We start from the raw sequence: 14,593 nt of genomic DNA on the forward strand, positions 1-14,593 counted from the left end.
GCGTCGCCACAACTACGGAGAGCGCCACCGCTAGGCGGCAGAAGACCAGAATTCGTCCGGCCAGGATTCCGTTTGGCCGGAATTCAGTCAGGAATGTCGGCTTTCGACAACTCTGCGGAGGCGCACGCTGCTATAGCGCGCCCGGATATCTCAGGAGAGGTGACAGACAATGAAGATCCTTGTGCCCGTGAAGCGGGTTGTGGATGCGAACGTCAAGGTTCGCGTCAAGGCCGATGGTTCGGCGGTGGAACTCGCCAACGTCAAGATGGCGATGAACCCGTTCGACGAGATCGCGGTGGAAGAGGCGCTCCGGCTGAAGGAAGCCGGCAAGGCCGAAGAGATCATCGTCGTTTCGGTCGGCCCGCAGCAGGCGCAGGAAACGCTCCGCACCGCGCTCGCCATGGGCGCCGACCGCGCCATCCTGGTCAAGACCGACGAGCAGACCGAGCCGCTCGGCGTCGCCAAGGTGCTGAAGGGCGTCGTTGACGCCGAACAGCCCGGTCTCGTGATCCTCGGCAAGCAGGCGATCGATGATGACTCGAACCAGACCGGCCAGATGCTGGCCGCCCTGCTCGGCTGGGCACAGGGCACTTTCGCCTCCAAGGTCGTGATCGACGGCGACAAGGCCAAGGTGACGCGCGAAGTCGACGGCGGCCTGCAGACGGTGGAACTGAAGATGCCGGCGATCATCACCGCCGATCTTCGCCTCAACCAGCCGCGCTATGCCTCGCTGCCCAACATCATGAAGGCCAAGAAGAAGCCGCTCGACGAAAAGAGCCCGGCCGATTACGGCGCCGACGTCAAGCCGCGCCTGAAGGTGCTCAAGACCGAGGAGCCCAGCGGCCGCAAGGCGGGCGTGAAGGTCAAGAGCGTCGCCGAACTGGTCGACAAGCTGAAGAACGAAGCCGGCGTGCTCTGAGACTGGAAGGAACAGATAAAATGACCATTCTCCTCATCGCAGAACACGACAACGCCAGCCTTTCCGACCAGACCGCCAAGGCGCTCTCGGCGGCGCTGCAGATCGGTTCGGACGTGCATGTGCTGGTCGCCGGCAAAGGCGCCAAGGGCGCGGCCGACGCCGCTGCCAAGCTCGAGGGCGTGAGCAAGGTGCTGCTGGCCGAGGCCGACGAACTGGCCGAGCGCCTCGCCGAGCCGACCGCGGCACTCGTTGTCTCGCTGGCCGGCGCCTACGACACCATAATCGCACCGGCGACCTCTTCGGGCAAGAATGTCGCGCCGCGCGTGGCGGCCCTGCTCGATGTCGCGCAAGTCTCCGAGATCATCGAAGTGGTTTCACCAGACACGTTCAAGCGGCCGATCTATGCCGGCAACGCCATCCAGACGGTGCAGTCGAGCGACGCCAAGAAGGTGATCACCGTGCGGACCGCTTCCTTCCAGGGCGCGCCCGAAGGCGGTTCGGCCGCGGTCGAGACGATCCAGGCAGCGTCCAATCCGGGCCTGTCCACCTTCGTCGAGAACAGGCTGTCGGAGACCGACCGTCCGGAGCTGACCTCGGCCAAGATCATCATTTCGGGCGGCCGCGCGCTCGGCTCCTCGGAAAAGTTCCAGGAAGTCATCCTGCCGGTCGCCGACAAGCTCGGTGCAGCCGTCGGCGCCTCGCGCGCTGCCGTCGACGCCGGCTACGCCCCGAATGACTGGCAGGTCGGCCAGACCGGCAAGGTCGTGGCGCCGGACCTCTATATTGCCGTCGGCATTTCCGGCGCCATCCAGCACCTTGCCGGCATGAAGGATTCGAAGGTCATCGTCGCCATCAACAAGGACGAAGAGGCGCCGATCTTCCAGGTTGCCGATTACGGCCTGGTCGGCGACCTGTTCGTCATCCTGCCGGAACTGCAAAAGGCGCTTTGACGCTCTCTGCCAAAGCGTATTAAATTGTGAAAGGGTGGGGTAGACGAAGCTGCCCCACCCTTTTAGTTTGCACTGCACAAAAAGCGGGCCGCAAAGGCCTTTTCGACGGGATCGCTGCAAATGGCCAAGATCGAGACGATCGGCATCATCGGCGCCGGCCAGATGGGCGGCGGCATCGCGCATGTATCAGCACTTTCGGGTTTTAAGGTGCTGATCTACGACGTCTCGCCCGACCGTATCGAGAAGGGCATTGCCACGGTCAGCGGCAACATGGCCCGTCAGGTCGGCTCCGGCAAGCTTGAGGAAAAGCTGCGTAACGAAGCGATGGCGCGCATTTCCGCAGCCCCCACCATGGCTGATCTCGCCGGTGCCGATCTGGTTATCGAGGCGGCGACCGAGGACGAGACGGTCAAGCGCAAGATTTACGCGCAGCTCTGTCCCCAGCTCAACCCGGAAGCCATTCTGGCGACCAACACCTCGTCGATTTCGATCACCCGGCTTGCGGCGCAGACCGACCGTCCCGAGCGTTTTATCGGCATACATTTCATGAACCCCGTGCCGCTGATGAAGCTGGTCGAACTGGTGCGCGGCATCGCTACCGAGGATCAGACCTTCGAGGCGGCCAAGGCCTATGTGAAACAGCTCGACAAGACGATCACCGTCTCTGAAGATTTTCCGGCCTTCATCGTCAACCGCATTCTGTTGCCGATGATCAACGAGGCGATCTACACGCTCTACGAGGGGGTCGGCTCGGTCGATGCCATCGACACCGCCATGCGGCTCGGCGCCAACCATCCGATGGGACCGCTGCAGCTCGCCGATTTCATCGGCCTCGACACCTGCCTGTCGATTATGCAGGTGCTGCATGACGGCCTGTCGGATTCGAAATATCGCCCCTGCCCGCTGCTGGTGAAATATGTCGAGGCCGGCTGGCTCGGCCGCAAGACCGGGCGCGGCTTCTACGACTATCGCGGCGAGCATCCGGTTCCGACGCGCTAACCACCAGAACGAAAGTTCCGTGCTCCCTCAGGACGCCGCTGCAAGCGGCGGCTCTGCTTGGCCTCTTGACCCGGTATCGTCAGGCGCCACGGAAACACAGCCGCGGCCGGCGGCCTTGGCCGCATAGCAGGCAGCATCGGCCCGGGCGATGATCTCGTCGACTTCACCGCTGTTGCTGTGGATTGGCGCCAGCCCGATGCTGGCATCGATCGCATGCGGCCGGCCGTCCCAGCTGAACTGCAGGCCGCGGATGGCGTCGATGACCGAGCGTGCGGCAATCCTGGCGCCGGCGCTCGGCCCGGCTTTCAGGATGACCGCGAATTCGTCGCCGCCGAGGCGGGCCACGATATCCTCCGGCCCAAGCGCACCGCGAATGGCCTCGGCAACCCGCTTCAGCAAGGCGTCGCCGGCGGCGTGCCCGCCAGTGTCGTTGACCAGCTTGAAATGGTCTAGATCGATGAACATGAAATGATGTTCGCCCGCCGGCCTGGCTGTGCCGGCCTTGCGGCTCCGGTCGACCAGTTCCTCCATGGTGCGGATAAAGCTCGAACGGTTGGCAAGGCCGGTCAGCGCATCATGCGCGGCGGCATAGGCGAGCTGGCGCTGCAAGGCGCGCGCATCGGTGAAGTCCTGGAAGACAATGACAAGACCGCAGAACTCTTGGCGGTCGTTCATGATCGGCGACACCACCTGGCGGATGCTGCAGCGTGTGTCGTCGCGACGGATGAGGACGGCGCGACTGTTCTGGTCGACAGGGCTGGCGCTGCCGAGCGCCGGCCGCGTCATGCCGATCCTTTGCCCGGTTTCTTCGTCCACCGCCCAGTAGACATGGCCAAGCGTCTTGCCGAGCGCCTCCGCGCCAACAACGCCGGTGAGCTTTTCGGCGACCGGGTTCATGAAGGTGATGCGGTTGGCGGCATCGGTGCAGATGACGGCGTCGCCGATCGACTGCAGCGTCACCCTCAGCCGCTCCTTCTCGTCGGCCAGCATTGCCGCCGATACGATGAGGCTTTCCTCGGTTTGCTTGCGCTGGGTGATGTCGGTCAGGCTGCCGATGGCCCTGACCAGCCGTCCGTCCTTGTCGCGTTCGAGCGTCTTGCCGCGGTCGAGGATCCAGACCCAGTGGCCATCCTTGTGGCGCATCCGGAACTCGGCTTCGAAGAACGGTGTCCTGCCCTCCAGATGGGCACGATCGGCTTCGGCGACGTTTTCGCGATCGTCGGGGTGGATCATCGCCAGCCAGCGGTCGGGGTCGCCGTCCAGCTCGCCATCGGCATAGCCCAGCATCTTCACCCAGGTGGCGGAGTAGGTGGTGCCACCCTTGCGCATGTCGAGGTCCCAGACGCCTTGTCCGGCGCTGGCCAGGGCAAAATTCCAGCGCGTTTCGGCCTCGGCTATGCGCGCCTCGGATTGCTTGCCCGCGTCGATATCCTCGATCTGCGAGACCAGGTAGAGCGGGCGGCCGCTCTTCTCGTCACGAATGACGGAGCCCGCAAGATGGGCCCATACCGGCGTGCCGTCCTTCCTGAGGTAGCGCTTTTCGAAGTGGAAAGCGTTGACGGTGCCCGCCCGCATGCCGTCCATCGTCTCACGGCCGATCTGCACATCGTCGGGATGGGTGATCTGAAAGAAGGTCAGCGCCTCGATCTCCTGCTTGCTGTAGCCGAGCATGGCGGCGAAGGCCGGGTTGGTTTCGTGGATGCGGCCGTCGAGGCCGACAATGGCGATGCCGATCGCCGAATCCTCCATGGCGCGGCGGAAACGCTGCTCGCTTTCGGCGATCTGCCGGCGATCGTCCAGTATCCGGTAAATGAACAGGGCGGCGAGAATCAGCGCCACGGCGGCGACCGGCACCGATATCTGCAAGCATAGCTTCAGCACTTCGGCGCTGACATCGAGCCGCGACAGCAGGAGCGCGACCACGGCAGCGCAAAGCCCTCCGGCCGCAAGCACCAAAGCCACGTGACTGTCAGCCCGCAGGCTTTTTCGCTCTCGCCGCATCACTGTGCATGCCACCCCATGCGCAACACATTTCTGCAAAAAACACTGGATGATCGATTTTAAGGAAAGGTTGCGCCGGAGCCACCGGCAACACGGTGAACCCGCAAACAATTCCCGGCATGATTAAGGATCGGTGATTATTGGGCGATCTTGAACGGCCCGGTCACCAGCGCACGAAGAACCGTCCCCCGAGCGCGCCCAGACCGGCGAGGACGGCGATGGCGAGCGTGTACCAGGTGGCGACGAAAAGCGGCGAATCGTCGAAGCAGTGCGCGGCGTAGAAGGTCGCCGCCAGGCCGCCGGCGAGCAGTCCCGCGACCGCCCCGGCCAACACCGGCCGCGTCGGCGCGCCATAGCGCAGCATCCACAGGAAGACGGCAAGCGGGCCGATGCCGATCAGCGGGATGAAGCCCATGCAGATCATCATGTTGGAGCCGACCATGCGCGTGCTCCACATCGGCTCCGGCACCATGAACAGTTCGAGAGCCACCGCCACGGCCACCAGCAGCGGCGCCGCCAGCATCCAGGCCGCGGCTCTCGCCGTCGAAGCGCCCGGCGTCGACAACGCCCGGACCAGGCCAAAGGCGGTGACGACGAGCACGATGGTGAACACGAACTTCGCCAGGAACCGCATCGTGTGCATGGCGGTCATGATGTCGGGACGCGGGCCGATGGTGAGAAAGAAGACCAGAGCCGCGATCACCGCCGCGGCTGCCGCCGCCATCAACCAGGCCGAGCGCAGCGGCATCGCCTTGCTGCTTGTGTCGGCGTCGAGTGCCTTGATGAGATCCTCCGTCCTCATGTCACTGCCGCCCGAAGCGCCCCTGCCCAAATCGCTTGGCGATCGCGGCAAGCCCGCGATGCAGCGACACCCGCACCGCCGTCTCGCTGACGCCGAGCCTGGCCGCCGTCTCGCCGATGGAGCGGCCGTCGACCGAGATCGAAGAAACGACGGAACGCTGCGCAGCCGGCAGTCCGTCCAGCGCCCGGTTGATGTCGCGTTCGCTGACGGTCTCGGTTTCCGGCTCGGCAAAGGTCTCGGCGATCTCGTCGATCTCGATTTCGATGCGCCGTCCGCGCCGCCGGAAAGCATCGATCAGCTTGAAGCGGGCTATCGCATAGATCCATGGCAACACCGGCGCGTCCTGGCGCCAGGTATGCCGTTTCACATGAATGGCCAGCAAGGTTTCCTGCACGACATCCTCGGGATCGACCCCGCCCTGTACGATCTTGCGCCTCGCAAAGCCGCGAACCAGCGCGGCGATCCGGTGCAAAAAGTCGGCGTAGGCCCTTTCATCTCCCGCGATCGCGGCCCGCATCAGCCGGGAAAGCTCGGCCTCATCCTTGCCGCTCACAAGAGTTCACTCCCGATCTTCGCGCCTCGGCACCGATTTGTTACGTGTCCGGCGAAATGATGTCCAAGCCAAAGTGCCGCAAAATCACGAAAGTTTGCGGGAGCGGCGACCGATTGAAGCAGCCGAGCAATGTTGACTACTGCTGTCAGGTATCGATAGGTGCAGCCTGCGAAACCAGAACCACCGAGATTGAGGATGACGCCATGAGATACACGCTCTCCACCCTAGCGGGGGCCACAGCGCTGGCCGTGAGCATGATCGCCGGGCCGGCGATGGCCGCGGATGCCGGCATCATCGTCTACAACGCCCAGCATGAGAGCCTGGCCAAGGAATGGGTCGAAGGTTTCACCAAGGAAACCGGCATCAAGGTCACGCTGCGCAATGGCGGCGACAGCGATTTCTCCAACCAGATCGTCGCCGAGGGCGCTTCTTCGCCGGCCGACGTGTTCCTGACCGAGAACTCGCCGGCCATGACTCTGGTCGAAGCGGCGGGCCTTTTCGCGCCGGTCGACGCCGACACGCTGGCGCAAGTCCCGGCCGAATTCCAGCCGAGCAGCGGCAAATGGGTGGGTGTCGCGGCGCGCAGCACCGTCTTTGCCTACAACAAGACCAAGCTCACGGCCGAAAAGCTGCCCAAATCGATGCTCGATCTCGCCGATCCCGCTTGGAAAGGCCGCTGGGCAGCCTCGCCTTCCGGCGCCGATTTTCAGGCCATCGTCAGCGCGCTGCTCGAGCTCAAGGGCGAAGCCGCAACCGCCGACTGGCTGAAGGCCATGAAGGAGAATTTCACCGCCTACAAGGGCAACGGCACGGTGATGAAGGCGGTCAATGCCGGCGAGATCGAAGGCGGAATCATCTACCACTATTACTATTTCGGCGATCAGGCAAAGACCGGCGAAAACAGCAAGAACGTCGAACTGCATTATTTCAAGAACCAGGATCCCGGCGCTTTCGTCTCGATCTCCGGCGGCGGCGTGCTCGCCTCGAGCAAACACCCGAAGGAAGCCCAGGCGTTCCTCAAATGGGTGACCGGGAAAGGCGGCCAGGACGTGCTGAAGACCGGCACGTCCTTCGAATACGCTATCGGCAAGGACGCGCAGTCCAATCCCAGGCTGGTGCCGCTGGCCGACCTGCAGGCGCCGAAGGTCGATCCGGCGACACTGAACTCCAAAAAGGTGACGGACCTGATGACGGCAGCCGGCTTGCTTTAGGCTGGGTTCGTCCTAAAAGGGCAACGATTGCGCTCCTGCCGGACTTTCCGCAGGAGCGCTCTGTTTTCGAGATGGCATTGTCCATGACAACACATTGCGTTTCCGGCCGCGCCTGCGGCGCCCCCGCCTCGGCGGCAGTGGCGCGGTCGAGCTGATGCAAACTGCGGTCGATCTCGCACGTTCAGGCCAGACAGTCGGGCGGTCCCGCCGGAAGCCCATGTCCTGGATCGCGCTTGCCGCCATAATTGTCTCGCTGCTGTCGCTGCTGCCGCTGGCGTTCATCATCTGGATCGGTGTGCAGATCGGCTGGGACACTGCTTCGGCCCTGGTCTTCCGGCCGCGCGTCGGCGAACTTCTGGTCAACACCGTGCTTCTGGTGGCGCTCACCGTGCCGATCGCCACCGTGCTGTCGGTGATGCTGGCATGGCTGACCGAGCGCAGCGACCTGCCCGGCGCCCGCCTGTGGGCTTGGCTGTCGGTGGCGCCGCTCGCCATCCCCGCCTTCGTGCATTCCTACGCCTGGATCACCATGGTGCCGACCTTGCACGGCCTGTGGGCCGGCGTGCTGGTCTCGGTTCTCGCCTATTTCCCGTTCCTCTATCTGCCGCTGGCGGCGGCTCTGCGCCGGCTCGATCCTGCTTTGGAGGACGCAGCCGCAGCACTCGGCCTTGGACCATGGCGGGTGTTTTGGCGTGTCGTGCTGCCGCAGCTGAGACTGGCCATTTGCGGCGGCGCGCTGCTGGTCGGCCTGCATCTGCTGGCCGAATACGGCCTCTACGTCTTCATCCGCTTCGACACTTTCACCACGGCGATCGTCGACCAGTTCCAGTCGACCTTCAACGGTCCCGCCGCCAACATGCTGGCCGGCGTCCTGGTGACTTGCTGCTTCGTGCTGCTCGCGCTGGAGGTGCTGGTGCGCGGCGAGGAACGCTATGCCCGCGTAGGCTCGGGTGCCGCGCGCCGCCAGCAGCGCACCAGGCTCGGTCGCGCCACCCTGCCCTGCCTGGCTCTGCCTGCCATCGCCACGCTTCTCGCCATCGGCGTGCCCTTCGTCACCATCGGCCGCTGGCTGGTCGCCGGCGGCGCCGATGTCTGGCGTTTGGACGAGATCGGCCTGGCGCTTGGCCAGACGCTGTTCCTGGCGCTGGCCGGCGCCTTGCTTGCGACCATCGCCGCCATGCCGATGGCCTGGATCTCGATCCGCGCGCCGGGACCGCTGCAGCGGCTGCTCGAAGGCTGCAACTACATTGTCGGTTCGCTGCCTGGCGTGGTCATCGCGCTGGCCTTGGTCACCATTACCGTGCGCATCGCCATGCCGCTCTACCAGACGCTGTTCACAATCCTGGTCGCCTATGCCCTGATGTTCCTGCCGCGCGCCTTGATCAGCCTCAGAGCCTCGATCGCACAGGCGCCGGTCGAGCTCGAACGCGCCGCCGCCAGCCTTGGCCGGCCGCCGCTGAAGGCGCTTTGGTCGACAACGATTCGCCTGTCGGCGCCGGGGGCTGCGGCCGGCATGGCGCTGGTCGCGCTCGGCATCATGAACGAGCTGACCGCCACCCAGATGCTGGCGCCCAACGGCACGCGCACGCTGGCCATGGCGTTCTGGTCCTATAGCGGCGAGATCGACTATGCCTCCGCCGCCCCTTACGCCTTCATCATGGTGGCGATGTCGCTGCCGCTGACCTGGCTGCTCTATGTCCAGTCGAAACGGATGGCCGGGCGATGAGCTTTCTCGAAATCAATGGCCTCACCAAGCACTACGGCCCGGTCGCAGCCCTTGCCGGCATCGAGCTCAGCGCCGCAAGCGGCAGTCGCACCGCGATCGTCGGCCCGTCCGGCTGCGGCAAGACGACGTTGCTGCGGCTGATCGCCGGCTTCGAGGCGCCCGACCAGGGCCGCGTCGTGCTCGACGGCGAGGTGCTGGCCAATGGCGGCCATGCGGTGCCGGCGCACCGCCGCGGCATTGGCCTGGTGGCGCAGGACGGCGCCCTGTTCCCGCATCTCAGCATCGGCGACAATATCGGCTTTGGCATGGCCCGCGGCGAGGACCAGCGCGCCGAGCGCATCGCCGAGCTCGCCTATACCGTCGGGCTCGACAAGGCGATCCTCAAGCGCCGCCCGCACCAGCTCTCCGGCGGCCAGCAGCAGCGCGTGGCGCTGGCCCGCGCCATGGCGATGAAGCCCAGGCTGATGCTTCTCGACGAACCGTTCTCGGCGCTCGACACCGGTCTGCGCGCCTCGATGCGCAAGGCGGTCGCCGAACTACTCGAAGCCGCCGGCATCACCACCATCCTGGTCACCCACGACCAGGCCGAGGCGCTGTCCTTCGCCAGCCAGGTGGCGGTCATGCGCGACGGAAAGTTCTCTCAGATCGGCACACCGCGAGAACTCTATCTGCAGCCGAAAGACCGCATGGTTGCCGAGTTTCTTGGCGACGCCATCATCTTGCCGGCAAAGATTTCAGGCGGCTTCGCCACCTCCTCGCTTGGTCGCATAGCCGTCGACTCGAAGGAGCGGCGCGACATCGCCCGCATCATGCTGCGACCGGAGCAGGTGCAGGTAAAGCGCACGTCGCGCGAAGGCATGTCGGGTCCTGCGGGCACGATATTCGCCGAGGTGACGGACTCGGAATTCGCAGGCTCGATGTGCACCATTGCCGTGCGGCTGTTGAACAACCCCGATCCGCCGGACGCCGCGGCGATCGGCAGCACACCGCTGACCTTACGCAAGCCGGGAATCGACGCACCTGCCGTCGGCGAGATCGTGCGTCTGACAGTTTCCGGCAAAGCGCATGTCTTCGCCTGAACTGCCGATGCGTCGGATTGGCGCGAGCGGCTGCGTCAATCGACTCGTTTCCCAGCATTGTCGAACCAATGCAGCTTCTCGGCCCTGGCCACGACGCGCAGTTGATCGCCGGGTTTGGCCGTGGCGCGGCCGGCCACACGCACGACGATGCGGTTGCCGCCGGCGGCACAGTGAAGAAAGCTTTCGGCTCCCACAGGTTCGACCGCCTCGACCGCCGCAGGCAGAATAAGCGCGCCGGACGGTGCCTCGGCACCGAAGGTGACGTCGGCATCCTCGGGACGGAAGCCAAGCGTGGCAGCCTTCGCAGGTGCAAAGTCAATCGCCTTGCCATCACTCAGCGCCGGACCAGCCGGTCCTTGCGAAAGAGGCAGAAGGTTCATCGGCGGCGCTCCGATGAAGGAGGCGACGAAGGTCGATGCCGGCTTCTCGTAGATGTCGAGCGGCGCGCCCGTCTGCTCGACCAACCCGCCATTCATGACGACGAGAATATCGGCCAGCGTCATCGCCTCAAGCTGGTCGTGGGTGACGTAGACCGAGGTGACACCGAGCGAGCGCTGCAAATTCTTGATTTCGACCCGCATCTGGCCGCGCAGTTTGGCGTCCAGGTTGGAAAGCGGTTCGTCGAACAGGAAGACTTTTGGATTGCGCACGATTGCGCGACCCATGGCCACGCGCTGGCGCTGGCCGCCGGAAAGCTCGCGCGGGCGCCGGTCGAGCAGCGCCGTGAGCTCCAGCACCTTGGCGGTCGAGCGAACCCTGCTGTCGATCTCGTCCTTGGGAGTACCCCGGTTGCGCAACCCGTAGGCCATGTTGTCGTAGACCTTCATATGTGGATAGAGCGCATAGTTCTGGAACACCATGGCGATGTCGCGCTCGGTCGGACCGATCGTGTTGACGATCTTGCCGTCGATGGCGACGGTGCCGGAAGAAATGGTCTCAAGCCCGGCGATCATCCGCAGCAGCGTGGACTTGCCGCAGCCGGACGGCCCAACCAGCACGCAAAGCTCCTTGTCGGGAATGGCGATCGAGACACCCCTCACCGCCTCGACGCCGCCGGGATAGACTTTCTTCACATCCTTCAGATCGATGGTCGCCATCAGCTTCTCACTTTTCGGTATCGACCAGTCCGCGCACGAACCAGCGTTGCATCAGCACCACGATCAGGATCGGCGGCAGTATGGCCATCATCGCGGTGACCATGACCAGATGCCATTGGGTATCGGCATCGGCGAAGGAGACCATCTTTCTAAGTGCGATGACGATGGTGTTCATGTCATTGCTGTTGGTGACGAGCAGCGGCCACAGGTACTGCGTCCATCCATAAATGAAGAGGATGACGAACAGCGCCGCGATGTTGGTGCGCGACAGCGGCAGCAGGATGTCGAAAAAGAAGCGCCATGGTCCGGCGCCGTCGACACGCGCCGCTTCCACCAACTCACCTGGGATGGTCATGAAGAACTGGCGAAACAGAAGCGTGGCGGTGGCCGAGGCGATCAGCGGAATGATCAGGCCGGCATAGGTGTCGATCATGCCGAGATCGACCATCACCTTGTAGGTCGGCAGGATGCGCACCTCGACGGGAAGCATCAGCGTGATGAAGATCAGCCAGAAGAAGACCATCCGAAGCGGAAAACGGAAGAACACGATCGCATAGGCCGAAAGGATCGAGATGAAAATCTTCCCCACCGCGATGCCGAGCGCCATGATCGTGGTGTTGAGCAGCAATCGGCCGACACTGACGCCGCCGATGCGGCCGACACCGCCGAACAGCGCCTCGCTGTAATTGTTCCAGACCTGGTCGCCGGGCAAAAGAGGCAATGGCGGCTTGAGGATGGTCTGCAGCGTCTGCGTGGAGGCAACGAAGGTGTAGTAGATCGGGAAAGCGACGATCAGGATGCCCAGGATGAGCACGGCGTGGGCGATGAGGGCGCGAAGCGGGGACTGACCAATCATCGCTCGCGCTCAACCGTAGTGGACTTTGCGTTCCACATAGCGGAACTGGATGGCCGTGAGTGAGATGACGATGACCATCAGGATGACCGACTGCGCGGCCGAATCGCCGAGGATCAAATTGACGAAACCGTCATTGTAGACCTTGTAGACCAGCGTCTCGGTGGCCTTGCCCGGCCCGCCGCCGGTGACCGCATGGACGATACCGAAAGTGTCGAACAGCGCATAGACAGTGTTGACGACCAGCAGGAAGAAGGTCGTCGGTGCGAGCAGCGGGAAGACGATGGTCCAGAAGCGCTTCGTCTCCCCGGCGCCGTCAATGGCCGCCGCCTCTATCAACGTCTTCGGCACCGCCTGCAGCCCGGCGACGAAGAACAGGAAATTGTAGCTGATCTGCTTCCAGGCAGCCGCAGACACCAGCAGGATCATGGCCTGGTTTCCGTTGAGCAAGGGATCCCAGGCAATGCCGAGACCTCTCAAGGCGTAGGCCAGCGAACCGATCGAGGGGTTGAACAGAAACAGCCACAACATGCCGGCAATCGCGGGCGCCACCGCATACGGCCAGATCAGCAGCGTGCGATAAAGGCCTTTGCCTCGCACCACCTTCTCGGCCATGACGGCAAGCAACAGGGCCACACCCATGGCGACGATCGCGGTCGCCAGAGAGAACACCAGCGTAACTTTGATCGAGTTGAGGTAGGCCGGGTCGGCCAGCACCTTGCGAAAATTGGCGAGCCCGACGAACTTGCTCTTCAGCCCGAACGGGTCTTCCCTGAGCATCGACTGGTAGAGCGCCTGCCCCGTCGGCCAGTAGAAAAAGATCAGCGTAATGGCGAGTTGCGGCGCCACCAACAGGTAAGGCAGGGTCTTGTTGGGAAAGACGACGCGTGGAGACAGGGTGATTCCCTCGCTATGCAGGAAATCGTCCACGCGGGTCCGCGTGGACGAGGTTCAACTGACAAATCGCTTCAGTTTCCGATCGCTTCCTGAATCGCCTTGTTGCCGCGTGCGACCGCGTTGTCGAGCGCCTGCTGCGCAGTCTGCTGGCCGGCCAGCATCTTCTCGAACTCCTCGTTCTCGATGTCGCGCACCTGCGGCAGGTTGACGAGGCGCACGCCCTTCGAGTTCTCGGTCGGCGCCTTGCCCAGCATCTGCAGGATCGGCGTCTCACGGCCCGGGTTCTTGTCATAGAAGCCGGACTTCTTGGTCGCCTCATAGGCAGCGAGCGTCACCGGCAGATAACCCGACTTCTGGTGCAGATACTCCTGCACTTCGGTCTTGGACAGGTAGGAGAAGAACGCCGCGACGCCCTTGTATTCCTCGTCCGATTTGTTGCCGAACACCCACAGGCTGGCGCCGCCCGGCGTGGTGTTCTGGGGCGCGCCCTTGGCGTCACTATCATAGGGAAGCTGGCCGATGCCGTAGTTCATGCCCGACTTGACGATGTCACCGAGCCCCCCCGACGATTCGGTGAAGATGCCGCATTCTCCGGCAAGGAAGATCTGCTTGGCTTCGGAGGTACGGCCGCCATATTTGAAGGTGCCGTCCTTGGCCAGGTCGGCGAGCGCCTGGAAATGATTGACGAAGATCGGCGCATTGATCTTGAGCTCGACGTCGGTTCCGGCAAGTCCGTTCTGGTTGGTGCCATAGGAAACGTCATTCCAGGCAGCGAAGGCCTCAAGGTGGATCCAGGTCAACCACGTCGAGGTATAGCCGCAGGAAGCGGCGCCGCTCGCTTTGATCTTCTTGGCGGCTTCCCACACCTCGTTCCAGGTCTTTGGCGGATTGTTCACATCAAGCCCGGCCTTCTGGAAGATATCCTTGTTGTAGTAGAGGATAGGCGACGAGGAATTATAGGGGAAGGACAGCATGGTCCCGTCCGGCTTCGAATAGTAGCCGACGATGCCGGGCAAATACTGGCTCTTGTCGAAGGTCACGCCGGCGCTGGTCAGCACATCGGCCACCGGCTTGATCGCACCTTCGGCGGCCATCATGACGCCGGTACCCACGTCGAACACCTGGATGATGTCGGGCGCTTGCCCCGCACGAAAGGCAGCGATGCCGGCATTCAGCGTTTCGGGATAGGTGCCCTTGAAAACAGGGAGAATTTCATAGTCGCTCTGGCTGGCATTGAAATCCTTGGCGATCTTGTCGACCACCTCGGCATTGGCGCCGGTCATTGCATGCCACCAACTGATCTGGGTGGCGGCGAAGGCGGAGGTGGTGGAAAGCAGGGTCAAGGTGGCGGCAACACCGGCCGCAAAGCCGAACAACTTCATGTTTCATCTCCCGTTTGTCATTGGCGAAAGGGGCGCTCCCGCGAACGCAATATGTGTCTCTGATGACAATCGGACAACGGATTTGTTGCTGTTTCGTGAATTTCATACCCGGCTAACTTCGCGC

13 protein-coding genes are annotated in these 14,593 nt (G+C 63.5%); 6 read left to right on the forward strand and 7 right to left on the reverse strand.

What is annotated here, in order from left to right; translation table 11 throughout:
- Window positions 1–169 precede the first annotated feature (169 nt).
- The 3 genes from NKI32_RS25215 to NKI32_RS25225 all read left to right on the forward strand — a co-directional run bounded on the left by NKI32_RS25215 (window position 170) and on the right by NKI32_RS25225 (window position 2,868).
- Entirely contained in the window at window positions 170–919 is a 750-nt protein-coding gene (locus NKI32_RS25215) for an electron transfer flavoprotein subunit beta/FixA family protein (protein ID WP_023686691.1), read from the forward strand.
- 20 nt (window positions 920–939) lie between these two features.
- The gene (locus NKI32_RS25220; protein WP_353004113.1) at window positions 940–1,869 is read left to right on the forward strand and encodes an electron transfer flavoprotein subunit alpha/FixB family protein; all 930 of its coding nucleotides are present in this window, start codon (window positions 940–942) and stop codon (window positions 1,867–1,869) included.
- A gap of 120 nt (window positions 1,870–1,989) precedes the next feature.
- Window positions 1,990–2,868, forward strand: a complete 879-nt coding sequence (locus tag NKI32_RS25225) for a 3-hydroxybutyryl-CoA dehydrogenase (protein ID WP_023671668.1) — start codon at window positions 1,990–1,992, stop codon at window positions 2,866–2,868.
- A gap of 27 nt (window positions 2,869–2,895) precedes the next feature.
- On the opposite strand, the gene NKI32_RS25230 is transcribed toward NKI32_RS25225, so the two are convergent.
- The 3 genes from NKI32_RS25230 to NKI32_RS25240 form a co-directional block, all read right to left on the reverse strand.
- Entirely contained in the window at window positions 2,896–4,830 is a 1,935-nt protein-coding gene (locus tag NKI32_RS25230) for a PAS domain S-box protein (RefSeq protein ID WP_353004117.1), read from the reverse strand.
- Window positions 4,831–5,032: 202 nt separating this feature from the next.
- On the reverse strand, window positions 5,033–5,671 hold the full coding sequence (locus NKI32_RS25235) for an NrsF family protein (RefSeq protein ID WP_352650896.1): 639 nt from the start codon (window positions 5,669–5,671) through the stop codon (window positions 5,033–5,035).
- Between the two features lies 1 nt (window position 5,672).
- Window positions 5,673–6,224: a sigma-70 family RNA polymerase sigma factor gene (locus tag NKI32_RS25240; protein ID WP_023671665.1), complete on the reverse strand. Its 552-nt coding sequence runs from the start codon at window positions 6,222–6,224 to the stop codon at window positions 5,673–5,675.
- Window positions 6,225–6,427: 203 nt separating this feature from the next.
- Here NKI32_RS25240 and NKI32_RS25245 point away from each other — a divergent pair, with 203 nt between their 5' ends.
- The 3 genes from NKI32_RS25245 to NKI32_RS25255 all read left to right on the forward strand — a co-directional run bounded on the left by NKI32_RS25245 (window position 6,428) and on the right by NKI32_RS25255 (window position 10,240).
- Window positions 6,428–7,435, forward strand: a complete 1,008-nt coding sequence (locus NKI32_RS25245) for an iron ABC transporter substrate-binding protein (RefSeq protein WP_352443944.1) — start codon at window positions 6,428–6,430, stop codon at window positions 7,433–7,435.
- A gap of 154 nt (window positions 7,436–7,589) precedes the next feature.
- Window positions 7,590–9,161 carry an ABC transporter permease gene (locus NKI32_RS25250; RefSeq protein WP_353004120.1) on the forward strand — a complete coding sequence of 524 codons (1,572 nt, stop codon included), beginning with the start codon at window positions 7,590–7,592 and terminating at the stop codon, window positions 9,159–9,161.
- Complete coding sequence (locus tag NKI32_RS25255; protein WP_352910763.1) at window positions 9,158–10,240, forward strand: ABC transporter ATP-binding protein; 1,083 nt, start codon at window positions 9,158–9,160, stop codon at window positions 10,238–10,240. The genes NKI32_RS25250 and NKI32_RS25255 overlap by 4 nt, the downstream gene beginning before the upstream one ends.
- 35 nt (window positions 10,241–10,275) lie before the next feature.
- On the opposite strand, the gene NKI32_RS25260 is transcribed toward NKI32_RS25255, so the two are convergent.
- From NKI32_RS25260 to ugpB, 4 genes are all read right to left on the reverse strand, one after another.
- Window positions 10,276–11,337 carry a sn-glycerol-3-phosphate import ATP-binding protein UgpC gene (locus NKI32_RS25260; RefSeq protein ID WP_353004123.1) on the reverse strand — a complete coding sequence of 354 codons (1,062 nt, stop codon included), beginning with the start codon at window positions 11,335–11,337 and terminating at the stop codon, window positions 10,276–10,278.
- A gap of 7 nt (window positions 11,338–11,344) precedes the next feature.
- Window positions 11,345–12,193: a sn-glycerol-3-phosphate ABC transporter permease UgpE gene (gene ugpE / locus NKI32_RS25265; RefSeq protein ID WP_023737453.1), complete on the reverse strand. Its 849-nt coding sequence runs from the start codon at window positions 12,191–12,193 to the stop codon at window positions 11,345–11,347.
- Between the two features lie 9 nt (window positions 12,194–12,202).
- Window positions 12,203–13,087 carry a sn-glycerol-3-phosphate ABC transporter permease UgpA gene (gene ugpA / locus NKI32_RS25270; RefSeq protein ID WP_353004168.1) on the reverse strand — a complete coding sequence of 295 codons (885 nt, stop codon included), beginning with the start codon at window positions 13,085–13,087 and terminating at the stop codon, window positions 12,203–12,205.
- A gap of 71 nt (window positions 13,088–13,158) precedes the next feature.
- Entirely contained in the window at window positions 13,159–14,469 is a 1,311-nt protein-coding gene (ugpB, locus tag NKI32_RS25275; RefSeq protein WP_023685331.1) for a sn-glycerol-3-phosphate ABC transporter substrate-binding protein UgpB, read from the reverse strand.
- Window positions 14,470–14,593: the final 124 nt, after the last annotated feature.

Source organism: Mesorhizobium sp. M0761, from assembly GCF_040320205.1.
In the GTDB taxonomy this organism is placed as follows: domain Bacteria; phylum Pseudomonadota; class Alphaproteobacteria; order Rhizobiales; family Rhizobiaceae; genus Mesorhizobium.